Consider the following 24,780-nt stretch of genomic DNA (forward strand, 5'->3'; position numbering starts at 1 on the left):
TATCAACAATCGGTTGTAATCAGCGAGGGTTTTGCAGCACTTGGTGGCTGATTACAGGTTAGGAAACATCATTAAAGTTCGATCCGCGCAACTTTGCGCAAACCATCAGTCAATAAATCGACTAATGGATCGCCCAATTGCGCACGCATAGCGTTTTCGACCGCATCGCCACGTTGGCGAGCATCGGGCAAGCGTTCGATTCCACTGCTGGTTAATTGAATGCGGGTCGTGCGCCGATCGCTGGGGTCGGACATGCGTTCGAGCCAGCCATCACGCTCAAGACGATCGACGATTGGCGTTAGGGTTGAATTATCGAGATAGGTGCGGTTGGAAAGTTCGCCCATGGTTGGGGCTTCATCGGGCTTGATTGCAACGAGGACGAAGTATTGAGCGGTGGTCAGCCCCAACGGAGCTAGCACCCGATTGTAGTGGCTGATCAATTGGCGAGCTACCCGCCCAACTTGAAAACACAAATGATAGTGCGCTTCCACAATGCTACGTCCTTGTAAGCTTGATGAAGAATAGCGAATCGATTAATTTAACCACGAAGGACACGAAGAGCACGAATGAGTTCTCAATTCATTATTTGTGCATGCCCAACGATTCAGCCAATGTCCTGCTCGGTTAAATTCTGGCCCTTGATTTTTATTCCTGACCCCTATCCCCTCATTCCTGATCCCTCGTATACAAATAGTCCGTACACAAACTAACTATACGCACTGCGTTATGCTTTGTCAAGATTGGGAATTTTGCTACGAAGTCGCTGCTTGCGAGGGTGAGGAAAGCTTGTTATGATTAGGCAATCCTCACTTGGTCATGGCATCCGCCGGAGAAATGCGTGCTACCATGAGTTTGTTCGAGACCGTTCCTACCACTCTTTTCCGCCCATTGGCTAGCCCTGGCGCTGCAATTTACACCCAGGTTTTGCTAGCGTTGTTTGCTGCCACCAAGCAACAATCGCAACCGCTCAGCCGCGAACGGGCATTAAGCCTCGTCGAGCAACAATTAGAGTTACCCAACGCCGAAGCCCTTACCAGCGATGCCCAAGAAGAAGAATCGGAACTTGAGCAGAATAATCATGCTTCGGCAATTTTGCGTTCGCTGCGGGCATGGGGCTGGCTGCGCTTTGAGCAGCAAAGCGATTATTCCTCGGCGATTATCTTGCCCGATTATGCTTTTCGGTTGTTGCAACTCTTTGAAGACCTTGCAACCAAGCAGCGTCAACATTTGCGCGGCATGATCTGTGGCATTCACGATGTGCTCGAAAAAGCCTGCACTGGCGATGCACCCCACGATCGGCTCTCGAATGCCTATGAACAGACACTTTTTCTGACTCAGGCGCTCAAAGAATTGCAACACAACATTGGTTTGCATATTCAAAAAGTGCTGCAAACTCTCAAAACTAAAGATGTGCTGGAGCATGTTTTTGGTACCTATCGCAAAGATATTGTCGATCAAGCCTATCATCAACTGCGCACATCCGACCACCTTTCGCGCTATCGACCTGCGATTTTGCAGTTTTTGCAGAAAATCGAGCGCACCAATTTGTTGGAGTTATCGGCGCAACATTTGGTTAGTCGGGGCGAAGCCGCTAGTTTTGAGGTCGCTTACAATCGATTAACTGACCAAATTGATACAATTCGCAGCCATTTCGACCAACTTGATCAATTAATTGGCGTGATCGATCTGCGCCATAGCCAATTTGTGGATTCGGCGGTGCGTAATATTGAATTATTTTTGAGTGCCAGCACCAGCACCAGCGGCCAACTCCACCGCATTTTGAGCCAAGTGTTGCCCAATCAACAAGCCTTCGAGCAAGCCAGCCCCGAAATTAGCGAAATGCTCAGCATCTACGAATTTCAATTGACCGATCAGCAATCGTTGAGTGCGCCAACTCGCGCCGCCGTGCCATTTGAAATTCAAGCTGAGAGCTATGCGCCGCTCAGCGAGGCCGAAATTGCGCAAGCGCAGGCCGATACATTACGCCAATTGCGCCGTTCGATCAGCCGCGATCGGGTGCGGCGTTATGCTTTGCAGTTGTTGGGTGATGCCGAGCAACGGCGAGGCTCGGAGATTGAGCTTGAGGGTGTTGACGATTTATCCTTGATTATTTATTTGCGTTCATATGGCGATGGCTCGTTGGGCTATACGGTTGAGCCAATCGATGATGGCGTTTGGGTCGAGCGTGATGGCGTGGGCTTTCGCGATTTCTTGGTGCGGCGGGTTTCAACGGAGCAACCAGCATGAGTTTAGTTAATTTTGCTGAAGAATATAGCCAACTTTCATCAACCGAGCAGCAATTATTTGCCGATAGTGTGCGGCGTTTGCTCAGCGATGGCTTGATTTGGCGCGAAGATGAGCAGGATCGGCGGATTTTTGCTTGGTTGGTACGCCGGATCGATTTGGTGCGCGATTACTTGGCGGTCGCAGGCTGGGAGCTACATTACGCCGAAAATTTACATATTTTTCATGTATTTCATCGTGATGGTAGCCATCGCCGCCGCTTCAACCGCGAAACAACTCTATGGCTCTTATTGCTACGTTTGATTTACGCCGAACAATATGAGTCGCTCAATCCGAGTCTGACGCGCTATCCAACCACCACCGTGAGCGATGTTTATAGCCGCTATGGCGAGTTTTTTCCTGGCCAAACGATTCGTAAAAAAGGCGCGTTCGACGAGGCTTTACGTCTATTCAATGGGCTAAAACTCGTGCGTGCCCCTAATAGCAAAGCGCTACGCGCCAACGACCCCGATGCAGTGATCGAATTATTGCCAGCACTTGAAGTGATCGTTCCGGCCAGTGGCATCGCCGCCTTGGCCGAACGCCTAGCCGAATATCAACGCCCCAACAGTGCTGACGAGGAGCAAGAATGATCAAGCTTAGTCGCATTTTTCTGTATCATTGGCATCGCTTCGATTGGCATCTGTTGGATGTGCAAGATAGTTTGTATTTGGCGGGTCACAATGGTTCGGGCAAATCATCGATTCTTGATGCTTTGCAATTGGTGTTGGTGGCCGATTTGGGGCGGGTGCGGTTCAACAGTGCCGCCCAAGATCGCTCACAGCGTTCGTTGGATAGCTATGTGCGTGGCAAAATTGGCGAGCAACATTGGCTGCGACCTGGCGATACAATTGGTTATGTGGTGCTAGAGTGGACTGACGATCTCAAGCATGAAGCCTTTGTTAGCGGGGTTTGCTTGGAAGCCCGCGCCGCCACTCAAAGCGTTGAAAAAACTTTTTTTATCATCGATGGTCAATTAAATCCTGATGTATTTATTGAACAAGGCAAGCCTCGCACTCGCCGCGAAATCAAAGCTATGGCACGCAATCGCTCAACCGCTGAAAGTTTCGATCAAACTGGCGAATACCAAGCGGCCTTATTGAATCGGCTGGGCGGCTTAAATCAACGCTTTTTCGATTTATTTCTGCGGGCCTTGACCTTCCAACCAATTCGCAATATTCGAGAGTTTGTTGAGCAATGGCTGCTGGAGCCAAATTCGCTGGATGTTCATACCTTGCAAAGTGTGGTCGAACGCTTACGTGATTTGGAGCGAAAAGCTAAAGAAGTTGAAGAAAAATTAAAAAGCCTCAATCTGATTATCAAAACCCAAGAAGAAGCTAAGCGTTTGCGTGGCCTGCATGGCAAATTTGAAATTCTGGCGGCACATTACCAAGTTGCCACAATTCAGCAACAAATTAATCAACAACAACAACGTTTAATTGATACTCGCCGCGATTACGAATTAAATCAGGCTGATCTTGAGCAACAACTTGGTTTACAACAAAGTGCCCAAGCTGCTTTGATTGAAGCCCAAGTTCAATTAAGTCAATCGGATGTTGTGCGCCGTAAAAATCAACTTGCGGCTGAAATTCAACAATTGCAACAACAAATTCAAAAAATTAATCAACGTTGGCGACAAGTCCAAGTGAAATTAAGCCAAATTGCTGAATTATTGAACAAATTACAACCAATTGCTGAGCAAGATTTAGTTAATCTAGTGCAGCAGACTGAGCAAATTTCCCAAGCTCAGCAAATTTTGCCATTATTGCAACAGCAAAGTACTCAAACCGAATCGGCACTAGAATTACAACAGCAAGCGATGACCAGAACGACTGATACAATCAATCGTTTAATCGAGCAAGAAAAACAATTGATTCAAGAAATTGCTAGTCTTGAGCAATCGAATCGCAAAAATCATTATCCCCAAAATGTGGAAAATGTGCGTAAGTACTTAAAATCAGCATTAAATATTGAACTCTTTTTGCTTTGTGAGCTGTTAGAAATTCCCGATCAACATTGGCAAGATGCAGTTGAAGCAATGCTTGGCCAACGCCGTTTCAATATTATCGTCGAGCCTAAATATTATGGTCAAGCGCTTGATCTGCTCGATCAGTTGCGCGAAAAAGAACGGATTTATGATGTTGGTTTGGTTGATTTACAAAAAGCGAATGAAGAATCACGAGATGCTTTGCCTAAATCACTTGCAACCAAAGTACAAGGCAAATCTAAAAAAATCGATAACTATATTGCCACCATTCTTGGTAATATCATCACCTGTGAACATGTGCAAGATTTGCGTCAACATCGTCGGGCAATTACTGCCGAAGTGATGGTGTATCAAGAATGGACGGCACGGGCGATCGATCCGCAGCGATTTCGGCCTTGGTTTATTGGTGAACGTGCCCAACGCTCACAAATTGAAAGTCGCCGCCAGCAATTAACCGAAATTCAAGCTGAATTGGTGACATTACGCCCAGAACAACAAATTCAACGCCAATACCTTGAACAATTGCGCCAATTACAACGTTTGTTATTAGGCTTGGATTCGTATTTTGAGGAAGAACTTGATTCGAGTCAGTTACAAGTGACGCTTGCTGAATTGCAACGCGAACACGATAGCATTGATACCAGCGGTGTGGCGGCGCTTGAAGCTGAAGTTAAACGTTTACACATAATTCATGAAGAGTATGCACTTAATATTCGCCGTTTAGAGCGAATTATCGGTACACTAAATAATCAAATTACTCAAATCGAACAGCAACTTCAGGAAAACCAGCATCAATTATTGAATGCGCAAAGCATGTTTGAGCATACTCAGCAGCGTTATCCCGACCAAATTGACGATGCGCTCAACGATTTTCAGCGCGAAAATACCGACCAAGCGCAATTTAGCCGTTTACAAGAAACCGCTGAGCAACAAGGTCGCGGCTATAATACCCGCTTCAACAATACCCAAGAACAATTACGCGAACAAGTTATTCTCTACAATCGCGATTTCCGAGCGCGTGAGCTAGCCGATATCGAGCAAACTAGCTTTCAAGAGAAACGCGCTGAGCTAGAGGCTACAGATTTACCGCATTTTGTGCAGAAGATCGCTGAAGCCAAACATGAAACTGAAACCGAGCTACGCGAACATGTTTTGCACAAGCTGCGTGAAAATATTGGCCGCGCCAAAGCCGAGCTTGATCGAATTAATGATGCCTTGCAAGGCTTAGATTTTAATGGCCAGCGTTATCATTTTCGCTATGAAATTGCCGATTCGTTGCGTGATTTTTACCAATTGATCGAACAATCGGCGAATGTTACCAGCGAAATGATTCAGGATAGCGATTTTTATCAGCAGCACAAAGCCACATTCGATCGCTTCTTTCAATTATTAATTCAGCCTGGCCTAACCGACCAAGAAAAGCTTGATCAAGCCCAGATTACCGATTATCGGCGCTACTTGAGCTACGATATTGATGTGATTGAGCGTGATGGTACTCGTTCACGCTTGAGCAAAATTATGGGCCAAACTTCTGGCGGCGAAACTCAAACCCCGTTTTATGTGACAATTGCCGCCTCGTTTGTGCAGCTTTATAAAATTAACGAACGCAGCAAACGCTCAACCATCAGAATTGTGGCCTTCGATGAAGCTTTTTCCAAAATGGATCAAGATCGGATTGGCTCAACGCTTGATTTGTTTCACCATTTTGGTTTGCAAATCATCACGGCCACACCGATTGAGCGCTGCGAATATTTAGTGCCCAAAATGTGCACAACACTGGTTTTGACTGGCTTGAAAGATCGCCAGCAGCGGGTTTTGGTCGAGCCTTATCGTAATTATGCAGCCCGTTTAGAGGCGCTGAATGCTGAATCTGAACAAAACTAGCAATGTAATTTTGCAGCAATTACTTGATCAACACGAGCAGCCTGAGCGCCAGCGAGTTAATCGGGTGCAGATTAAAGCAGCCAAATTTTCGCGTTATTTTGATGAAAAACAGGTTGATGAGCGCCAACAAACCAATAATTACTTGATTGAGCTGGCCAAAAATCAGCTCATTAAGCTGCATTGGCGCAAATGGGAAGAAGGCAATTGGCTTGAAGCGGTTGATTTGCTTGATGCAGTAGTGCTGTATCGTTTGCTGAAACGCCAACCCTTGGCCGAGCAACAGCAGGCCTTGCGCGAATTATTGGCTGAATATATATCAGCGCAGGGGTGGATGGCCGATTGGCTGGCGTGGCTTGAACAGCAATTAATCCAGCAGCGCTCGATCCAACCGCTTGATTTAACCGATCCTGCTTGGAATCGCGATTTGCTACGGGCGATTGATGGCCTGACTCAACTGGAAACGCCAATTTTGGAGCGTTTGTTTAGTGTTGGTTGGCTGGGCCAGAGCAAACGATTTAGCGAGCTAGAAAGTGCAGTTTTGCGGGTTTTGCGCCAATTTGCCCCGCAAGCCAAGCAGTTTGGCGATGATGATCGGGCTTTGCTGCAAGCCTTTAATCTCGAAAAAGTGCCAGAATATGTGCTGCTTGCTGGCGATTTAGATTTGGAATTGCATGGAAATCGGCTGGAATTAGGCGCGTTTCGGCCAAGTTTGGGCTTGCCTAGCTCGATCTTGCGCCAAGCGCAGGTGTTGGATTCAACCGGTACTGAAATTATTACGATTGAAAATTTAACCAGCTTCCACAGCATGCTTGCCCGCCAACCACAGGCCTTGTTGATCTACACAGGTGGTTTTGCTAGCCCGAGCCTCTGCCAATTTTTGGGCAAACTTGCCATAGCTTTGCCTGATGTAGCTTGGTATCACTGGGGCGATTACGATGTGGGTGGTTTACGAATTTTGGCGCATCTACGCCAGCACGTTGCTCAAATTCGGCTGTGGCAGCCTGATCCAGTGATTTTTCAACGCGTAGCTAATGCCACCCAAGCGCTCACTCAAAAAGAACGCCAGAGCCTCGCCGAACTCCAACAGCACCGCTTGCTCCACGATTGCCAAGCTTTAATTACCGCAATGTTAGAACAGAATATCAAACTCGAACAAGAGCAACTTGATCTTTTAGGGCACTAAAAATCCTTTGCCCAGCGAGGGGGACGCTGGGCAAAGGTGCGGCGGAAGGAGGTGTCTACGCCGTTGCTGGCTTAGCAGGAGGCGCGGTGGATTTGTTGCGCCCGTCCATGGGGTGCCAAGGCGCGGCAACAGCCAACGATCAAGGCCAGCGCATCCGGCGACGTTTCGGCCAATATCAACACGATAGCAATCGTGAAAAGGAGGGCATTGGCCTCGTACCGGTGGTTATAACAGGCTAGCTTCGTAAACTACCAAACTTGGTATCAATCGCGATCAAAGCATCAAGCTCAAGAGCGAACCGAATGAGTAATGAACCAACTTCAGGTTTGCGAACCAGTTGAAGGCATGGCGAATACTCTGTTCAGGCATTGCGACGGTACGCTGCTCGAACGTTTCTGGTTATTCAGGTGGCAGCAACGGCCTAGCATTGACTGCTTTGCTGAATAAACGCAGATGCGATGCTTTTAATGTGCTTGCCTTCGTAATGAAGGAATTTGCTGAAGCTAGTTGGCGAATTCATCATCGTTCGTTGAGAAGAGTTTCTCTAACGATTGTGTCCAGCAGTGATGATGCTTCACTTGGCCTCGTTTGTTTATGGGTTTAGAATACAGGTATTCACCCAGCAGCAACGAAATAGTTTCGCAACGATACGTAGCGAGTCCTTCACCTTGGTTAAGCTGGTAGCCGCACACTCCAATCAGCCAATTCTTGCTCTGGTTGCTGTTGCCAAATCAGCAAGCCATCTTGGGCTAGGCCATTGACCAACTTGGCTAGCCACGTGAGATCCTGCTCGTTACCAACCCAATCTAGCTTAACTTGCGGCCCTAAACTAGCCAGATCGAGGCTTTGCTGAGTTTCAAGTGCTCGCAGGGCATCGATAATGCGCCCACGAAAATAGCGGTTTGAGGTATGAAATGGCTGCTCGGCGGCTTTTTTGCGTGGTTTGATCACTGGCGGTTGCCACATATCAAGCTGAGTGTTGGCTTCGCGCCAAATTGCGTAGGCTCGGCAATGTTGATTGACAGGGCAACGCCAACATTGGGGTTTGGCGGCGCTACAAATTAACGCTCCCAACTCCATAATTGCTTGGTTCCATGCCCAGCCTTGGCCTTTGGGAATTAATTGTTGGGCATAATCGATCAACGTTTGTTCGTTGGTTTCAGGCGGGGCATCTTCGGGGCCAACCAACAAACGCCGTACCACGCGCCGAATATTGGTATCAAGAAAGGCTACATCACGCTCGAAGGCAAAACATGCGACTGCCCCTGAAGTGTAAGCCCCAATTCCTGGCAAATTGCGCAAACCTTCAGGCGTAGCGGGGAATCCAGCTGGATCGGCGGGATAGCCTGCGGCGACAATTGCCTGGGCTGCCCGTTGCAGATTGACCGCGCGGCGATTGTAGCCCAAACCTTGCCACGAACGAATAACATCGGCGGTTGAGGCGCTGGCCAAGGCCTCGACCGTCGGAAACAAAGCCAAAAATGCCTCATATTTGGGAATAACCCGATCAACTTGGGTTTGTTGGAGCATGGTTTCCGACACTAAAATATAGTAAGGATTACGGGTGCGTCGCCATGGTAAATCGCGGCCATTGGCTTGAAACCAAGCCAGTAGATCGGTTTGTAAGGTACTTAATTCGCTCATAATGCTTTCTGTTCTAAAACGTTCTAGCTTGATCGTACCATAAACTAGTTTGCTTGGCTGAAATCTCGGTCTTTAGTCGCTCGATATCGAACAACTGTGCGTTTATACTAGTAACAACGAATTTTCATCAGGAGAATGCTAAATGAGTCAAGCGCTTGAAACAGGCTATGTCGCTGTTGATGGTGGTGAATTGTATTATGAAGCGGTGGGCAGTGGCTTGCCGTTGGTGTTTATTCACGCTGGGGTGGCCGATTTGCGTATGTGGGATGCTCAAGTTGCCCATTTTTCGCCCAACTATCGCGTGATTCGTTATGATACCCGTGGCTTTGGACGCTCCAAGACCGAAGCCGTGAGTTTCTCCAATCGCCAAGATCTTTTGGCAGTGCTTGATCATTGCAAGGTTGATCAGGCAGTCTTGATTGGCAACTCACGCGGTGGCAGCATTGCGATTGATTCAGCCTTGAGTTTTCCCGAACGGGTCAACGGCTTGGTGGTGCTTGGCTCAGGCTTGGGTGGCTTTGGCTCGGAAGAACTTCCGCCTGAATTGGTTGAGCCAATTGGCAAGATGCAAGCAGCGCAAGAAGCCAAAGATTGGGCTTTATTGGCCGAACTAGAGGCGCGTTTTTGGGCTGATGGCCCGAACCAACCAGCAGGGCGAGCTGATTCAGCAGTCTACGAAGCTGTGCGCTCGATGACCTACGAGAACTTGATTAATCAGCCTATCGAAGCCCAAGCCCAACCCTTGGAACCACCAGCAGTTGGCCGTTTAGCTGAAATTAAGGTGCCAATGTTAATTCTGATTGGCTTGCTTGATGAATCTGATTGTGTTGATGCAGCCAAATATTTAGCTGAACATGTTGTCAACGCCCAATATGTAGCCTTCCCCGACGTAGCGCATATGGTCAGCTTGGAAAAACCGCAAGAATTTAATCGCATTATGGGCGAATTTATCGAACGTAGTTTATTGTAATTAATGGATTGGCCCAGCCCGCCCATTTAATTTGGGTTGGGCCAAACTATCATCAAGCAGCGCCATAATTCGCTGGATCTGCTGCCGTCGCTTGGTGGTTTGATATAAAATCCAGCCAGCCCCAGCAAAACAGAGCGCCGCCAACATATTGGTCGTCAAGACCATCGAAATCATGAGGTCGTTTTGTTCGTTAAAACTATGGGCAATGATATTCATGCTGCTGACCATTGTAAGGTAGGCTGCCGAAAAGATGATGACGGTGCGCAACCCTTGCCAACGGGCTTGACGAATACACAGACCAATCATGATAAAACTGGCGATGCTGGTAAAACTTAACAGCACAATAAACTGACTTGGCCCATTTTGGCGGCCAATCATCAAGGCGGCAAAGCTCTGAATCGCGAAAATGGTGAGCATTGGGGCTAGCCAAATCTGGGTTGTTCGGCGTAGGCGCAAGGCTTGTTGACCATACCACAGGCCATAGGCTAAACAGACAAAGCCTGGGGTTAAAAATTGAAACAGATCGATCGACCAACCAAAAAGACTTTGCCCCGTGGCCAAACGACTAAACCGATTGAGTGATGATAACGCACCACCGAGGCTGATCATCAATGCGCCGAGGCCAGCCAAATAGCCACTTTCGGCATCCATCAAGCCAATCATACTGGTAAGCCACCACAGAGCAGCGGTAGTCAACGAAAATGTCAGCAAATCGCCTGCTGCGAGCATCCACATTGTTTGCATAAAAAGCGCCTCTCGACCTTTGGGTTGGCTAACGTGGTTCCCAAACCCATTCATCATGTAGAATGCGCCAAATTTGGTTGGGAAAACGATCTTGTTTAACTGGAATGCCAATAAATCCATCGAAGCCAGCATTCCGCGTTCGTTCTACGTCATCGGGCATGATATTGGCGGTTAAGGCTATAATGCGCGTGCCAATCAATTTTGGATGCACCCGCAACATTGGTAATTGGGCAAAGGCATCACGCAAGGGCCGCTTAATATCATACAAAATTAAGTCAAATAGCCCTGATGTTGGTGCATCGAGCATCGTGATCAAGGCCCGACCGTCGCGGCAGCGCAGGCACGAGCGAACCCCAATTTCAGCGATCAGCAGATCTTGCACCACGAAAAAGGTATCATCACGGTCTTCAACAACCAGCACATGGGCAAAGTTTGGATCAATCATAGCGCTGTCTGTTTCGTTTGCGGGTCGAAAATAACGACTTCAGGCGTGAGATTTTCGGCAATTGGCAGGGTGAAGCTAAAACTCGATCCACTGCCAAACTGACTTTCGGCCCACATCGTGCCGCCCTGTAATTCTACCAAGTGGCGGCTAATTGGCAAGCCCAAACCTGTGCCTTGTTGACGTTGAGCTGAGGCGGCTTGCTCAACTTGGTGAAATTCTTCAAACACCAAGGGCAATTCGTGAGCTGGAATACCTGCGCCAGTATCGATGACTGAAATTTGCACCATCCCATCGCTCTCGAAGGCGCGGAGTGTAATACCGCCGCTATCGGTAAATTTGGCAGCGTTGGAAAGCAGATTGAGCAAAATCTGGCGTACCCGCACTTTATCGCCGCGCACAGGCGGGATTTCTTCCTCAACATCTGATTCGAGGTTGAGACCTTTACTCTTGGTCAAGCCAACCGCTGTTGCCATAACCCCATTGAAAATTGGCTGCAAATCAAGCAGTTCAAGGTGCAATTCCATGCGTCCAGCTTCAATTTTCGAGAGATCTAAGATATCGTTGATTAGGCCAAGCAGATGCTCGCTATTGACCAAGACCCGTTCTTGCAGCTCAATTTGACGAGCGGTCAAATCGCCATAACGTGGTTTGCCCAAAAACTGGGTAAAGTTGATGATGGCGTTGAGTGGCGTGCGCAGTTCGTGCGACATATTGGCTAAGAAGCGGGTTTTTAACGTATTAGCCTCGTCGGCGGCAGTCCGTGCTACCTCTAGCTCTTTATTGAGAACTTGTAACTGGCTATTCAAGCGCGATTGCATTTCGTAAGCGCCCTCAAGCTCTAGCAAGGTACGAGCAACCCGGGCTTCGCTGACCCGCAAGCGTTCGGCGCGGCGTTCAGCCAAACGATGACTTTCCATGGCCCATTCAACGGTTGCCACCAAGTCGCGAGTAGCTAGCCAACTGGTAAGTGCTGCCAACATCAAGGTAACTGATGGCGGTGTAAACGTGGTGATAAATTGAGTGATTGAGCCATAGTGATTGGTAAAATTGAGGGCTGAGGCAATCCCAACCATTACAAATATAACCACCACAAGCGCAACAACCGTGAATGGTGCGCGAGGCGAATACAAAATCCCAGCGATAATCACCGCCAAGACCAGCGAGTAGCTCATAAATTGGGTTGTGCCAGGCAGCAAAAAGAGGCTAATCGTTGGCGTGCCGACAATTGAGAAAAAGAAAGCACCTCGCGCCAAGCGAATTTTGTTGTAGCGCAGGCCCATAAAAGCCATGCCTGTGCCAACCGCAAATAGTACCCACGGCGGGCCGCTGCGGGTATAATCGCCTGCATTGCTAGTAACTTGGGTCAGCAGCATGGCGAACCAAAGCACGCCAAAACCCAAACACAAATAGACTAAAATCGTGAGAGTGTCGATCCGAAACGATAAGAGATTTTCCTGAAGGCTGGCATCGATTTGATCGTGTTCTTCCATGGTGGGGCCACCATTCAGTTGAATTAATATGCTTGCTGACAATTGGTTGATTATGGCTCAAAATCATACCATGTTTTTGCAATTATTGTGCATCAGATTGCGCTAAATCAGCCTGTTGCGCCTCAAGTAAACGCGGCCAATCTTCACGTTTCCAACGATAGGGCAATTGAATGAATGTGCCTGCTTGTGGTGCGTTGAGCAATAGATTCAAGCCATGGTTAATTAATAGTTGTTGCTGGACAAGATTATTTGGCTCGCCCAAAACATGGCCAAATGGAAACTTCACACTTAACCCACGTGGAATCCCCAGCTGTTGAGCAATTTCAGCCAGCAGAAAAAAGCTGACAGTGCTAATCCCAGCCGCTTCTAAAACTCGTGCGATCAGTCCCACGGACTGATTACAGATGCCTCAGGCCGGAGTAAGCACTGCTGCTGTCACGCCTGCTTCGCGCAAATTGCGAGCAACAGTTGGGGCAGTTTGCTTGATTAATGTCTCAATATGTTCATCGGTGATATGGCCCATGAAACTGTAGCATGGCCCAAGGCTTTGAATTGTGCCACGGGCGGCGAGTTGCTGAAAATGGCTGATCGGCAAGACAATATTTAGATCGCGATCAGCGTCACGATGATCATAATAATCGTGGGTAATCATCAAATCGTTGGGGCTGGCAGTGGCGGGAATCAAACGAAAACTGGGGTCGCCGTGCGGGTCGTGCATATCAAAGGCTGGATCAGTGCGCAGATGTACACCGCCAGTTGTAATTAAACTGATCCGCTGTTGGGCTAACGTGCCACGCAGCGGAGTCCATGGAATTTGGGCTGCAACTGATTGCACCTGAAAGCGTTTGGCCCAACGTTGACCAAGCCCAGGCATTGCTCGATACAACCAAGCCCCAAGTTGATTGAATGCTCGCCGCATAGCCAAACTCCATGATCAAACCTGCTCCAAGCAGTTTAGCATGCTAAGGAATGTTGGGCAATAAAAAACAGCACCAATCATAACGATCGGTGCTGTAGTTGCTTACGAATAAGCCTAATTATGCTTCGTTAGCTGGGTTAAGAATCGCTTCGATTCGTTCTTGATAGATCTTCTTAGGGCCAGCGCCGACGATCCGATCGACTTCTTGACCGCCTTGGAAGAAGATCAAAGTTGGGATACCTTGGACCCCAAACTTCATAGCGTTGCCACTATCTTCATCGGTGTTAACCTTGGCAATTAACAATTTGCCTTGGTATTCGTCAGCCAACTCTTCGAGCACAGGGGCGATTGAGCGACAAGGCCCACACCATGGTGCCCAAAAATCAACCAAAACGGGAATATCGGAATTAATCACTGCTGATTCGAATTCGGCATCGCTAACTGCTAATGGCTTGGCCATTGAAAGTCCTCCTTGATAGCTTGTGCATTGCTGCACCTGCATGTAGTGTAGCACGTTTTTGGCAAAAGCTAATAAGCGTTATATTAATCTTTTGCTGCTTCTAAGCGCCATTAAAACGTTGTTGCAAGGCTTGCTCAATCGCCTTGGAAACTTGATCAGGTGTACCATCAGCATCGATCAAAATCAGCAAATCGCGTTCGCCATAGAATTGGAGCAGTGGCTCAGTTTTGGCATTGTATTCAGCTAAACGACGTTTAATCGTCTCTGGCTTATCGTCATCGCGCTCGATTAACATGCCACCATTGGCGCGACAATCATCTAAAGCCGCTTGATCATTAATATGCAAAATCTGGTCGGGCTGACCTTTGATTCGACAGATGCGGCGGCCACTTAAGCGCCGAATTGCTTCTTCATCAGAGAGGGTCAGGGCAATTACCACATCAAGCGGACGGCTAATGGTCTGCATCAATTGATCAAGGCTTTGGGCTTGGCTCAGCGTGCGCGGATAGCCATCGAGCAGCACCCCAACCTCGCTAGGAATTCCCAGCAACCATTCATTTAGCAATTTGTTCATTAATGTATCGTCAACCAAACGGCCTTCAGCCATGACCTGAGCGACCTCTTGGCCTAGCTCGGAGCCAGTTTCGACGGTTTGGCGTAGGCGTTGGCCGGTAGATATTGAATCAATCGCAGCCAGTTTATCCAAATAAGCGGCTTGAGTCGATTTCCCCGCACCTGGGGGGCCAAAAAGAATGAGGTTAAGCGGTTTCATCCTTATACCTCGATATTAAACAACACTAGCCATAATCTTATCACAGCCGTTTATGGCTGAGGTAGCAGGTTTAAAACAAAACAACCGCGAATATTCGCGATTGTCGAGTGGTGCCGATGGTGGGAGTCGAACCCACACTCCCTTGCGAGAACTACGCCCTGAACGTAGCGCGTCTGCCAATTCCGCCACATCGGCTAAGGGATTTGTTGCCAAAGCAACGCTGTTGAGTATAGCTGATTTTAGGCGATTGTGCAAGTTGCAGTTAAAAAGATTCAGAGCCGCAGTTGCGACTCCGAATCGGTGTAGATACTCACATATTTGCGGTTGACTCTCGGTTGCCCTGAAATATTCGAAGATTAATTCTGTAGTTTGGCGAGTTCTTCGCTGGTAATCATACGAAATTGATTGCTGCTAGCATCGTTGATATAGACCATCTCTTCTTGCTTGACGCTCACCAACATATCCAAACGTTGGTCGGCATTGACATCGGCAAAGCGCAGGGTGACTGGGGTCAAATCTTCGCCAGCCCCAAATAGATACGGGCCAACGATCGTGCGAGCTTTAGCTGGGTCTCCGCCAGGCATTTCGACAATCACGATGCGGCGTTCCATATTCATTGCGACAAAGTGTGAGGGCAAACCATTGGCTTCATCGTGGCCAACGAATGCGGTGGTTTGCATGGTGCGTGGGCGGCCATATTTCACATCGTCGTACTTAACCTTGAACCACGAAACAATCGGGCTAAACATGGCATTGGCCAAAAACAACGCCAGAATAATACAGATGGCATAAGCGAATTTATTATGCACCCCAAAGCCTACTGAGCGACTGGCATACCGCTGCCGCGTTTGCGGTAAGGTAATCACGGTGGTAGGTCTCGTGCGGCGCACAACCTCCGCTGAACGTAGATCGCGACTTGTGATGGCCATAGCGAACCTCCTGTGAGTCAACCACTTGAGAACAAATATGCTGGTTGTGAGTATAGTAGAACATGCGTTCTGTGTCAAGTAAAAAGTAGCCTTTTTGCTAATTCGCTCTCTGATTGGTTGTCGTATAGCCTTTTTTGCTTTATTTAGTACCTGAATATCCTACAACATGCGTCCAATATGGGTTTGTCCAAATTTCGCCATGAGTTGGCTGAAAAATGCTCAATGCCTGTTGATCAGCAGCAAGGTATGCTCGTAACCAAGCGGTTAAATACCCGCGATAACTACCGCCATCTTGTTCGATTTCGGTATGGCCTGCACCAACCGCCATTGCCAAGAAGCGTTCGGTGGCGCTAGATTGTTCTAAACTAGCTTGGTTGGCTGAGGCAGGCGAAACAATTAAATCGCGTGTACCACTCAGAATTAACCACGGAATCGCGATCAAACTTGGATTATAGCGATGGGCTTCATCAGTCCAGCGTTGTTGGGGCAATGCATTGGTAATCAAGGTTTTGATCATGTGGCCTTGTGGATAACGATTGTAAGCATTAATTACGCCTGTTGCTCCCTGTGATGTGCCAACTGCGCCAATTTGATCAAGCTGGATTTTTTGAAATAATTCGTTATATTGATCATCATTAGCAGCGATTAAATAATCGAGTGTTTGAATAATTGCCGCACCATCGCCTGTTGTTTCACTATAACTATCAATTACAATCAAGCCCCAACTTGCCAAATGCTCAAATAAACCAGCATATTTTGCTGGCGATGCAATTGTGCCATTACCCCAAATAATCGCCGGATATGCTTGAACTAAATCCTTTGGATAATAGATGATGGCCTTTTGCCCATCGGCTAACGCTACATCATGTTGGGTTATTGCTAAACTGCCAGGTTGGGCATAAGCAAATTCCAAAGGATAAGCCGGATCGTATTGATAGTTATTACGTTTGCCTGCGGTGAATTTCAATCCACCTATAGCGATAATCGTTAGCAGGATCAAACTTGCCAAAATACCCCAAAGTACCTTTTTATACCGTGCCATGTGGTTGCCTCATACTAGCCTAATTGACCTAATTTTAGCCAATTTAGCCAAATGGTTTGGCTAGCATGCCAAAAATAGTGGGTTTGTGTATCTAGGGTTGGGGTAGCGCTACGATTGTCAGCTTCTAGCAAAACAAGGAAGGCCGAGATGATTCCAATACGCCGTGTTATGAGTATGTTGATTGTAAGTAGTATGATGATTGGTATCGTCCCTTCAAAACCAGTGCAATCAACCGCGCCCAAGCTTCAACCCGCCGCTGATCAAGCAACATTAAACAATATTTTGCTTGATGCTGATGATGGTGAATCCTCCTCGCTTAATGTAGAAACCGATCCATGTCCTGAATCGGCGACAAGCCTTGAGCTACCAGATTTAGATCCAACGCCAAATCAGCCACAAAATGCTAGGGTTAATCATACCAACCAAGCTTTGCCACGCACAAATTACCCATTAAATTGTGAATTTGCGCGAGATCGCGAAATTTTAGCCACGCTTAGCCCTGAAACGTTCAGCCTTGAACATGCCAACCAATCTTTTACAACTGATTCACTAGTTGTGCCCGAAGTTACCCAAATGTTGCTGTTTGAATATTTGGTTGGACGCAAAACTGCCGATAGCATTACGCCACTGCATGTTGAAGTTCTGAGCGGAGCCGATTTTAATATTGTTACCAATATCAGCCATAACCGCATCAAGAGCCAATATCGGCTAGGCTGGCAAACTGGTTTATTAAATATCCAAGCATTTCGTGGTCAAACAATTAAGCTGCGCTTTATTAACGACTGGTGGTGGGTTGATCAACCGTCGGCACAGGTGCGTAATCTGCGTTTGACCCAAGAAATTCCTGATTGGGAGCTATCAAATATTGGCGAATTCGCGATTCACCATGACGATCTAATCGGTGCTCATGCGGTGATCACTGGAGCTAATGCCAGTCTGACCTCAGCCCCGATTGATATTACCAACCAAACCCAGAGCCTCGCATTTCGTTATCGGACAGGCCGCTGGCTGAACGATGGTCATGCGCCAGTGTTTGTTGAGGTGTTGAGTGGGGCAAACTTTGCCACAGTAACCCGGATTGATCAATGGACAGTGGGCGGAAGATTGACTGATGGTTGGCGCGAAGCAGTGCTCGATCTTCAAGCCTTTCATGGCCAAACCATCAAAATCAAAATCATTAATGATTGGTGGCCCCATGAGCCACAAGTTACCTCGCTTGATAGCTTCACTCTAAATTGGGCTGTGCCAGGCTGGGATATTTCCAATGCCAGTTTTGTGCGTACAAATAGTGCCCACATTTCATCAAGCAACGACATTACACTATTAAATACTGATTTTGAGCAAGATTTAGTTGCCTTTGATGTACTTGAAAATGCTGATTTTGAGCTATCGAATGTGCTATTAGCTGAGCTAGGACAAGCACCTATCAGCTTGACGGGAATCCATGCAACCGCAACAAGTACTGAATTTGCTGTGCCAACTGCTGCCACCAGTATTCACTTTGAATATCTAGTTAGCGATTTGGATAATCCTAATCTTAACCAATTGCTGGCAGTTGCAGTTCTCAGTGGCGAGAATTTTGAAATTCGCGAGTTTCCCCGCAGCCATGAATTTTTTGGTTCTAGCCAAGTCGGTTGGCAGCAAGGCCGAATTGATCTTGTTGGTTATCGTGGCAAAACGATTAAATTGCAATTTATTAACCCAACTTGGGGTAATCCGACCAGTCAAATTAGTACTTTACGGCTTGTACAAGATGTGTCGGGTTGGGAAACTTCGAATCATCAACTGATTAAGGTAGATACTAATCCAGACCAAGGAAATCATTTGTATCTGCATGGGCATACCACCCAATTAACCTCACTTGATTTTACCGTGCCGCTGACTGCCCAACAAGTGCGTTTTGCTTATCAATCAGGCTTTATAAATGATGATGCAGCCCGTCAACGAGTTGCAATTAGTATCCTAAGTGGCGAATCCTTTCATATTTCCACAGCCTTGCCTCACTATTATTTGTTTAGCTCAACCAACCAGGGCTGGCAAAGTCTAGCCATCAATCTACAACGATTCCAAGGCCAAGTTATCAAATTACGCTTTCAATTAGAAACTCATCAAATGGCTTATTTGCGACTAGATAGTTTTGAAATCGCTCAAGTAGTCGAGGGTTGGTCGAGCAGTGAACATGCACCCGTTAACCTAGCAGCAAATGGCTCTAATGGGCAGAGCATTCAATTTGCTGGGAATAATGCGACATTTACGAGTGACGCTTGGACTGTCTTATCAGATACCCAAGCACTGCAATTTAGCTATAAAACCCAACATCCTGAGTCCTGGTGGCGTTCAGTAATCGAAGTAAATGTGTTAAGTGGCAATAATTTCGAAATTATTACGCCAATTGGCTGGGTTCATGGCAGCGGCAATGATCCTGATAATGGCTGGCATGAGGCTAATCTCAATCTAGCTCAATTCCAAAATCAGCTAATTAAGCTTCAATTTAAGCATCAAGGCCATGGTTACTCCACCTCGTGGATTGATAATCTTGAGTTGATTGCTGGCCCAACTTCTAGCACTCAGGGAAGTCAAGCTGCTCCCGATAATGCTTTTATTGAACTTTCGCGAGGCGGCCAGCATGTTACCAGTTCGAGTTTTGATCTTGCAAGCGATAGTCAATTCTTACGTTTTAAGTATCAAATTGGCAATAAAGATCATGGTAATGCCCAGCATCATTTAGCAGTTGAAGTACTCTCTGGAGCCAATTTTACAACGATAACCAGGATTGATCAGCATCAATTGCGCTATGCACTGAATGATGGCTGGAAGATCGCGCAATTGCCAATTCAGCAATTCCAAAATCAAACGATCAAAATTCGCTTTATTGCCCCTGATTGGGTCTCTGCCCCAATTGTGCGGATTGATAAGGTCGCTTTGCTCAGCCCACGCGCCACGCTTACGAATCCGATCGCTGCTAATGGCACAGCCTATTTGAATGTCCCACTCACCGAATTAGGTGGTCCTACTACAACCGCGACAATGACCATTACCTCACTCGTTGTGTACGATGAATATTTAGATATGGCGGGGCAAGTAAATTATAGTGGTGTGAGCTACTCATTTGCCTTAACGGGCGATCTCTATCATTCAAACCTTGGTACATCTGGCGATATTGTGGCTGAGCTTCAAGACACGACCAAAACCTTTGATTCTTTATATTTTGCTATGCGGCAGCAGCCATTTGGACCACAAACCGATCCTTCAATCACTAACGAAAATCTATCGTTATATCTCAAACGTCAGGGAACACGCGAAGCCACGCTGATTGATCTTGGTCTGAATGACCCAAGTAATATGCTGCTAACCCCAATATTCCAATCTAGCTCGCTTAGCCCTGCTGAGTATGGCAGCGATTATTGGTTTGGCAAACTGGTTGAGCCTGAATCAACCTTTGAAGCGCTGGGTGACCCACATGAAAAGAAGTGGACTTGGACTCGCAGGACTGTTGGCAAAGATTGTTCATTATTCCAACAGCTCATTTTTGGGATTGTAATTACAGTTCCAGATATTGATATTGGTATAAATAGTGGAGAATTTGGAAGCCAATTAGAAGTCCTTGCAGCGATAACGAATGGATATGTTACACCAGGGCAATCTTGGCCTGACAGTTCATGTGATATCTATGATGAAGATAATGCAGGCGTGACCTTGGGATCTAAGGATGATCCAGTAACAGTTAAGTTTGTATCCTCAGGCAATGGTTTAACAGGTAATGCAGCACAAGGTGATTATCTAAGCCATGCATTATTTGGAGGTAAGGCGACTAGATTTAAAAAGAATAATTCACTGTGGTTTGATCAATTCATTGGGGATTTGATTAAATCAATTGATATGGTTTCAAAATTCTACTCAACCCCAATCTCAGTTGGTGATGTAGCTCAACTCTTCCCAGAAGGTACCCCAGCTATGGATGATAAACCAGCTTTATCAAATAGTATGATCCTCAACGACTGGGATGATAATCCTAATACGAAAATCAAGGTAGTAAAAATACCATTCCAACAAGCGATATTAGTTAATAGAGAAAATTATTTTATGGCCTTACTGAATGTAGCGTGTAAGAAACAAAATTTTAAAAAAGATATGCAATTAAAAATATTCTGGGATGTTTCATTATATGATAATGTGACCAAAAAAGAACTAAATCAGGGTTTATATAATAAAACATTCTTAATTGATTATAAGAGTGGGCCTTGTAATAAGTAGTTAGTTTGAATAGCCATAACGATAGCTTGGTATAAACAGTAGGCTATCGTTATGGCGCAACAAAGGAGTTACAATGACCTCATTTCAACGTTGGTTAATGTCCGCTTTAGCGCTGAGCTGTTTGGTGCTTAGTTTTTACAGCTATACAATCAATCACAACCTAGAGGTAGTAGAAGATCGCCAGCGCGGGCAAATTGCGACTACAGGGCAATCATTATGGTTCAGTTGGTATCATTGTGCTGATAAACTTACTTGGGCTTTAAGAGCGGTTGATAGTAAGCAACAAGCAGATGTTGTGACCTATCTTTATACTGCACGAATTCATTGTAGCTCAGCTTCTGAATTTACCTATAACTATAATGCTGCCTTAGATTGGTCAATCAAACCTTGGTGGAATCTAGGCCTTGGCTCAGGCGATGTTATCGGATTTGTGCGTTTATTCTATTACTACTCATCCCAAATAGGGTCTATTATCAGCTCAATTAGAGAGGATGGCTCAGTTAGTCCAGCCAACCGTGCTCGAATCCAGCAACTTTATGAAGATCTTGAAACACTTACCGAGCAAATACCTGAAGCAATGCTGCAAGAGGGCGATATTGCTAAAATCCACGAGGCGCTTGCGGGATGGTGTGGAATGGTCAATGATGTCAAAGCTAAAGAAACAATTATCTTAACCGACGAACAATACCTAGGTGTTTGCGAGAAAGACCCATTCGCAATAAACCCTGTATCAGAAACTGGTCGTTAACTATATTCACTTCCAACAATCCCTGTATCTCGTGAATATTGGGTTGTATTCGCTGATGGTCTTTCTAACTATTTTTAGTGCTTCAAGAATTGTCCGTTGGTGGCTTGATGATCCTTGGTATCTATTAGATTATGCAACATTCATTTGGTTTCCGATTGGGTTGTTACTGCTGAATCCCTTGATTTGGCAAAGAATGTATGCATTGACAACCTTGGTAATCACCGGAAGTAGCTTGCTATTGCTGAATATATTTCTCATGGGCTTTATGCGGGTCGATTTTAGTGATGCTGATCAAATTGGTTGGGGCGTGGTAACCCTATTTTCGGTGGCAATAACCTTGATTGTTTGGCATCGAGCTGCGCCATGGCGTAAGTTCAATCGGTAAATTGATACACGGATAAGCATGCTAGATGATTGAACATCTTTGAAATAGCTGACTCCAAACAACCAAGATCTAGCATGCACTATTTTTCTATAGCTTGAACTAAAACACTGGATGAGCAAAGCATTACAATTGGCAAAATTCACCTCAACCGACCCCTATAAAGGATGGGCAAGCTCTAGGCGATCCGCTATCATACAGTTGTTACACCAATCAACCTAGGATCAAAAATAAATGCTTGCTTATTGGATTAATTTGGTATTTGTGGTGCTTGAAACGGCTTTGGGCACGTTTATTTTGGCCCGCGCTAGCCATTATCGCCCAGCCCGAATCTTTTTTGGGTTAACCTTATGCTTAGTGGTGATTAATAGCACATCGCTTGCCCGTAATTTAACAAATGATCGTGCTATTGCATACGGGTTGGTTGGAATGGCCCTAGTGAGCCTTGGGCTGCTCTTTTGGTTGATGTTGCTCTTGTTTGCGGCGTTGTTTATGCCACAATGGTGGGAAGGCTCACGCCCAATTCGTCTGATTTCATTGGTGTATGGCCTATCGATTGGCTTATTAGCGCTTGATCTGCTTGGGCAATTTGGCTGGTTCACTGCGGATATCGAGTTCGTAGATGGAATTTATCGGCCAATCGCTGGGCCAGCGGCGGGTTTAATGTTGGCTTTATTTAGCCTGGGGTGGTTGGTACAGCTTGGATTGTTGGGCATGGCATTTTGGCGACAACCAGCAACCCGCCGCTCCATTAGTTGGTTGGCTTTTGCAATTCTCTTTTCAGCATTGACTAACTCGGTATTGGGGATTGTTAAGCTTGAGCCAAGTGGTCAGTTGGCAAGTGTGCTACAAACGTTGCCCTTGGTTTTAAGTTTGACCTACATTGTTTTGCGTGGCAGTTTGTTTCAGACCAAGCAAGTGGCGGTGGAGCAGGCTTTGCAAACCATGAGCGAAGCGATGGTAGTCGTTGATCGCGAAGGAATGATTGTGTATCTCAATAATGCAGCCCACCAGCTTGGTTTGCAAACTCAACAACCACTTCCACAGACATTCCAAGCGATTGGGGTTGCTGCTGCTGATGTTGAGGCGTTGGCTAAAGCATTAGCTCAGCCACAAGTACAAGCTTTTACCCAAACGCTAGCCTTGGGAAACCCGTTGCGCTTACTGGAAAATGCGGTATCGCCAATTTTGGATAGTGCAGGGCAGAGCCAAGGTTCGATGTTGTTTATTCGGGATATTACCGAGTTGGAGCGGCGCACGGCTTTGCTGGAGCAGGAACGGCGGCGCTTGAGTATGACAGTAGAACAACTTGAGCAGGAACAATCCCAACGCCATCAATTGGCTCAGGCAGTGCAGTTGCTTTCATTTCCAACGATTCCAGTTTTGCCAGGCGTGCTGGTTCTGCCACTAATTGGAGTACTCGATCAGCAGCGAATTACTGAATGCCAACGAGTTCTGATGGAATCCTTGAATCAGCAACCAGTTCAACGGTTGTTGATTGATTTGACGGGAGTGCAGTTGATCGATGCTGAAGGTGCAATTGGGATACAGCGAATGTTACGGGCAGCTTATTTGCTTGGTGCACAAACGACATTAATTGGGGTGCGGCCTGAGGTGGCTCAAGCCTTGGTTGGGATGGGCACTGATTTGCTGAATGTCGCTACCGCCGCAACCTTGCAGTCAGCAGTTGGTCAAATTATTGCCAAAAACCAGGCCACGCCAAACTTAAAATAATGGCGTGGCTCATGCGATTAATGCTTAGCGTGGGCGAATAGCTAGGCCTTGTAATTCAAGCGCATATTCAACCCCAGCTTGCAAGTTGGCGCGAGTAACAATCCCAGTCAAATCAATGCCCAATTGGACAATCGTTTGGGCAATTTCAGCGCCAATCCCGACCAGCACCACGGTTGAGCCGAGCAAACGCGCAGCGCGGGCAGCTTGCAACAGGTAATTAGCAACGCCAGTGTCGATCACCGGAACGCCCGTAATATCCAAAATCACAACATCGGCGCTATAGGTGTTGATAGCTTCGAGTAAGGCTTCCATAATTTGGCCAGCTCGCCGCGAATCAACCGAGCCAATCAGTGGCAATACCAAAATTCCGCCATAAACCGGCACAATTGGTGATGAAACTTCGGCTAAAGCGGATTCTTGGTTGGAGATAATTTCGATCTGGGCATCTTCATAGCCATTGAACATACCCATCATGCCTTCTTCGGTTAGCTCATGCAAGCGTTCGACCATTTCTAGCAAAAGGGTTGGATCTTCAGCATAGTATTTGCGAAATGTATTGGCAGTCGCTTGATTAATGCTACGTAAGACTTGTTGAACGCTGTTTAATGGAATATTTTGGCGGAAGCGCTCATAACTGATCGCTCGCATATGTTGTTGGTACGCATGAACATCTGGCTGACGTAAATCGCGAATTAATGCATCAATAGCGGCAACAGCTCGTTTTTTAAGTTCATCACGCGCCATTTTGCTATATTCAACCACATTGGCTTGAATTAATTCGATCGTCGAGTCGATAATTTCATCAAAGTGTTTGGTATAAAAAGCTGCTAAATCGGACATAGTTGCGAGTCCTCCTAAACCTTAGGGTTTTTTGATTGCGATAAAAATGTCAACCTACTGCGAGCTGCCG

Annotated in this window: 21 protein-coding genes and 1 tRNA gene; 9 read left to right on the top strand and 13 right to left on the bottom strand. The window is 46.6% G+C overall.

Going from position 1 to position 24,780, the window contains the following annotated elements; all coding sequences use genetic code 11:
• Window positions 1-71: 71 nt before the first annotated feature.
• Window positions 72-491 (bottom strand): MarR family winged helix-turn-helix transcriptional regulator, encoded by a 420-nt coding sequence (locus ABEB26_RS16605; protein WP_345723161.1) that lies wholly within the window; start codon window positions 489-491, stop codon window positions 72-74.
• A 355-nt stretch (window positions 492-846) separates the two neighbouring features.
• On the opposite strand from ABEB26_RS16605, the gene ABEB26_RS16610 reads away from it, so the two are divergent.
• The 4 genes from ABEB26_RS16610 to ABEB26_RS16625 are packed head-to-tail and all read left to right on the top strand — an operon-like array spanning window position 847 to window position 7,337.
• Window positions 847-2,247, top strand: coding sequence for a Wadjet anti-phage system protein JetA family protein (locus ABEB26_RS16610; protein WP_345723162.1), 1,401 nt, complete (start codon window positions 847-849; stop codon window positions 2,245-2,247).
• Entirely contained in the window at window positions 2,244-2,876 is a 633-nt protein-coding gene (locus ABEB26_RS16615) for a DUF4194 domain-containing protein (protein ID WP_012191921.1), read from the top strand. Before ABEB26_RS16610 ends, ABEB26_RS16615 begins: the two co-directional genes overlap by 4 nt.
• Window positions 2,873-6,154, top strand: a complete 3,282-nt coding sequence (locus tag ABEB26_RS16620) for an ATP-binding protein (RefSeq protein WP_345723163.1) — start codon at window positions 2,873-2,875, stop codon at window positions 6,152-6,154. The genes ABEB26_RS16615 and ABEB26_RS16620 overlap by 4 nt, the downstream gene beginning before the upstream one ends.
• A complete protein-coding gene (locus ABEB26_RS16625; RefSeq protein WP_345723164.1) occupies window positions 6,132-7,337 on the top strand; it encodes a Wadjet anti-phage system protein JetD domain-containing protein in 1,206 nt (401 codons plus the stop codon). The genes ABEB26_RS16620 and ABEB26_RS16625 overlap by 23 nt, the downstream gene beginning before the upstream one ends.
• A gap of 672 nt (window positions 7,338-8,009) precedes the next feature.
• Here ABEB26_RS16625 and ABEB26_RS16630 read toward each other — a convergent pair.
• Complete coding sequence (locus tag ABEB26_RS16630) at window positions 8,010-8,981, bottom strand: A/G-specific adenine glycosylase (protein WP_345723165.1); 972 nt, start codon at window positions 8,979-8,981, stop codon at window positions 8,010-8,012.
• A 142-nt stretch (window positions 8,982-9,123) separates the two neighbouring features.
• Between ABEB26_RS16630 and ABEB26_RS16635 the strand changes: the two genes are divergently transcribed.
• Complete coding sequence (locus tag ABEB26_RS16635) at window positions 9,124-9,951, top strand: alpha/beta fold hydrolase (protein WP_345723166.1); 828 nt, start codon at window positions 9,124-9,126, stop codon at window positions 9,949-9,951.
• Here ABEB26_RS16635 and ABEB26_RS16640 read toward each other — a convergent pair whose 3' ends face one another.
• The 10 genes from ABEB26_RS16640 to ABEB26_RS16685 form a co-directional block, all read right to left on the bottom strand.
• Complete coding sequence (locus tag ABEB26_RS16640) at window positions 9,952-10,695, bottom strand: hypothetical protein (protein WP_345723167.1); 744 nt, start codon at window positions 10,693-10,695, stop codon at window positions 9,952-9,954.
• Window positions 10,696-10,723: 28 nt separating this feature from the next.
• Complete coding sequence (locus ABEB26_RS16645) at window positions 10,724-11,140, bottom strand: response regulator (RefSeq protein WP_345723168.1); 417 nt, start codon at window positions 11,138-11,140, stop codon at window positions 10,724-10,726.
• Window positions 11,137-12,630 carry a sensor histidine kinase gene (locus ABEB26_RS16650; RefSeq protein ID WP_345723169.1) on the bottom strand — a complete coding sequence of 498 codons (1,494 nt, stop codon included), beginning with the start codon at window positions 12,628-12,630 and terminating at the stop codon, window positions 11,137-11,139. Before ABEB26_RS16650 ends, ABEB26_RS16645 begins: the two co-directional genes overlap by 4 nt.
• A gap of 82 nt (window positions 12,631-12,712) precedes the next feature.
• Window positions 12,713-13,021: a hypothetical protein gene (locus tag ABEB26_RS16655; protein ID WP_345723170.1), complete on the bottom strand. Its 309-nt coding sequence runs from the start codon at window positions 13,019-13,021 to the stop codon at window positions 12,713-12,715.
• A gap of 18 nt (window positions 13,022-13,039) precedes the next feature.
• Entirely contained in the window at window positions 13,040-13,549 is a 510-nt protein-coding gene (locus ABEB26_RS16660) for a glycine/sarcosine/betaine reductase selenoprotein B family protein (RefSeq protein ID WP_345723171.1), read from the bottom strand.
• A 118-nt stretch (window positions 13,550-13,667) separates the two neighbouring features.
• On the bottom strand, window positions 13,668-14,009 hold the full coding sequence (trxA, locus tag ABEB26_RS16665) for a thioredoxin (protein WP_345723172.1): 342 nt from the start codon (window positions 14,007-14,009) through the stop codon (window positions 13,668-13,670).
• 100 nt (window positions 14,010-14,109) lie between these two features.
• On the bottom strand, window positions 14,110-14,781 hold the full coding sequence (locus ABEB26_RS16670; protein ID WP_345723173.1) for an adenylate kinase family protein: 672 nt from the start codon (window positions 14,779-14,781) through the stop codon (window positions 14,110-14,112).
• Window positions 14,782-14,889: 108 nt separating this feature from the next.
• Window positions 14,890-14,976: transfer RNA gene (locus ABEB26_RS16675), tRNA-Leu, on the bottom strand.
• 161 nt (window positions 14,977-15,137) lie between these two features.
• Entirely contained in the window at window positions 15,138-15,710 is a 573-nt protein-coding gene (locus ABEB26_RS16680) for a hypothetical protein (protein ID WP_345723174.1), read from the bottom strand.
• A 139-nt stretch (window positions 15,711-15,849) separates the two neighbouring features.
• Window positions 15,850-16,752, bottom strand: a complete 903-nt coding sequence (locus ABEB26_RS16685) for a poly(ethylene terephthalate) hydrolase family protein (RefSeq protein ID WP_345723175.1) — start codon at window positions 16,750-16,752, stop codon at window positions 15,850-15,852.
• A gap of 828 nt (window positions 16,753-17,580) precedes the next feature.
• Between ABEB26_RS16685 and ABEB26_RS16690 the strand changes: the two genes are divergently transcribed.
• From ABEB26_RS16690 to ABEB26_RS16705, 4 genes are all read left to right on the top strand, one after another.
• Window positions 17,581-21,006, top strand: coding sequence for a hypothetical protein (locus ABEB26_RS16690; protein WP_345723176.1), 3,426 nt, complete (start codon window positions 17,581-17,583; stop codon window positions 21,004-21,006).
• Window positions 21,007-21,079: 73 nt separating this feature from the next.
• Window positions 21,080-21,754 carry a hypothetical protein gene (locus ABEB26_RS16695; protein ID WP_345723177.1) on the top strand — a complete coding sequence of 225 codons (675 nt, stop codon included), beginning with the start codon at window positions 21,080-21,082 and terminating at the stop codon, window positions 21,752-21,754.
• Between the two features lie 55 nt (window positions 21,755-21,809).
• Window positions 21,810-22,139: a hypothetical protein gene (locus tag ABEB26_RS16700; RefSeq protein WP_345723178.1), complete on the top strand. Its 330-nt coding sequence runs from the start codon at window positions 21,810-21,812 to the stop codon at window positions 22,137-22,139.
• 231 nt (window positions 22,140-22,370) lie between these two features.
• Window positions 22,371-23,870 (top strand): STAS domain-containing protein, encoded by a 1,500-nt coding sequence (locus ABEB26_RS16705; protein WP_345723179.1) that lies wholly within the window; start codon window positions 22,371-22,373, stop codon window positions 23,868-23,870.
• A 24-nt stretch (window positions 23,871-23,894) separates the two neighbouring features.
• Here the strand turns inward: ABEB26_RS16705 and ABEB26_RS16710 are convergent, their stop codons facing one another.
• The gene (locus ABEB26_RS16710; RefSeq protein ID WP_345723180.1) at window positions 23,895-24,710 is read right to left on the bottom strand and encodes an STAS domain-containing protein; all 816 of its coding nucleotides are present in this window, start codon (window positions 24,708-24,710) and stop codon (window positions 23,895-23,897) included.
• Window positions 24,711-24,780 lie beyond the last annotated feature (70 nt).

The organism is Herpetosiphon gulosus (assembly GCF_039545135.1).
GTDB classification, from domain to species: Bacteria; Chloroflexota; Chloroflexia; order Chloroflexales; family Herpetosiphonaceae; genus Herpetosiphon; species Herpetosiphon gulosus.

What these genes read in the sequence shown, in the direction of transcription:
- ABEB26_RS16695 (WP_345723177.1), top strand. Translation starts at nt 21,080, where the DNA reads ATGACCTCATTTCAACGTTGGTTAATGTCCGCTTTAGCGCTGAGCTGT.
- ABEB26_RS16610 (WP_345723162.1), top strand. Translation starts at nt 847, where the DNA reads ATGAGTTTGTTCGAGACCGTTCCTACCACTCTTTTCCGCCCATTGGCT.
- ABEB26_RS16660 (WP_345723171.1), bottom strand. Translation starts at nt 13,549, where the DNA reads ATGCGGCGAGCATTCAATCAACTTGGGGCTTGGTTGTATCGAGCAATG.
- ABEB26_RS16630 (WP_345723165.1), bottom strand. Translation starts at nt 8,981, where the DNA reads ATGAGCGAATTAAGTACCTTACAAACCGATCTACTGGCTTGGTTTCAA.
- ABEB26_RS16645 (WP_345723168.1), bottom strand. Translation starts at nt 11,140, where the DNA reads ATGATTGATCCAAACTTTGCCCATGTGCTGGTTGTTGAAGACCGTGAT.
- ABEB26_RS16700 (WP_345723178.1), top strand. Translation starts at nt 21,810, where the DNA reads ATGGTCTTTCTAACTATTTTTAGTGCTTCAAGAATTGTCCGTTGGTGG.
- ABEB26_RS16710 (WP_345723180.1), bottom strand. Translation starts at nt 24,710, where the DNA reads ATGTCCGATTTAGCAGCTTTTTATACCAAACACTTTGATGAAATTATC.
- ABEB26_RS16680 (WP_345723174.1), bottom strand. Translation starts at nt 15,710, where the DNA reads ATGGCCATCACAAGTCGCGATCTACGTTCAGCGGAGGTTGTGCGCCGC.
- ABEB26_RS16640 (WP_345723167.1), bottom strand. Translation starts at nt 10,695, where the DNA reads ATGCAAACAATGTGGATGCTCGCAGCAGGCGATTTGCTGACATTTTCG.
- ABEB26_RS16650 (WP_345723169.1), bottom strand. Translation starts at nt 12,630, where the DNA reads ATGGAAGAACACGATCAAATCGATGCCAGCCTTCAGGAAAATCTCTTA.
- trxA (WP_345723172.1), bottom strand. Translation starts at nt 14,009, where the DNA reads ATGGCCAAGCCATTAGCAGTTAGCGATGCCGAATTCGAATCAGCAGTG.
- ABEB26_RS16685 (WP_345723175.1), bottom strand. Translation starts at nt 16,752, where the DNA reads ATGGCACGGTATAAAAAGGTACTTTGGGGTATTTTGGCAAGTTTGATC.
- ABEB26_RS16615 (WP_012191921.1), top strand. Translation starts at nt 2,244, where the DNA reads ATGAGTTTAGTTAATTTTGCTGAAGAATATAGCCAACTTTCATCAACC.
- ABEB26_RS16670 (WP_345723173.1), bottom strand. Translation starts at nt 14,781, where the DNA reads ATGAAACCGCTTAACCTCATTCTTTTTGGCCCCCCAGGTGCGGGGAAA.
- ABEB26_RS16635 (WP_345723166.1), top strand. Translation starts at nt 9,124, where the DNA reads ATGAGTCAAGCGCTTGAAACAGGCTATGTCGCTGTTGATGGTGGTGAA.
- ABEB26_RS16625 (WP_345723164.1), top strand. Translation starts at nt 6,132, where the DNA reads ATGCTGAATCTGAACAAAACTAGCAATGTAATTTTGCAGCAATTACTT.
- ABEB26_RS16705 (WP_345723179.1), top strand. Translation starts at nt 22,371, where the DNA reads ATGCTTGCTTATTGGATTAATTTGGTATTTGTGGTGCTTGAAACGGCT.
- ABEB26_RS16620 (WP_345723163.1), top strand. Translation starts at nt 2,873, where the DNA reads ATGATCAAGCTTAGTCGCATTTTTCTGTATCATTGGCATCGCTTCGAT.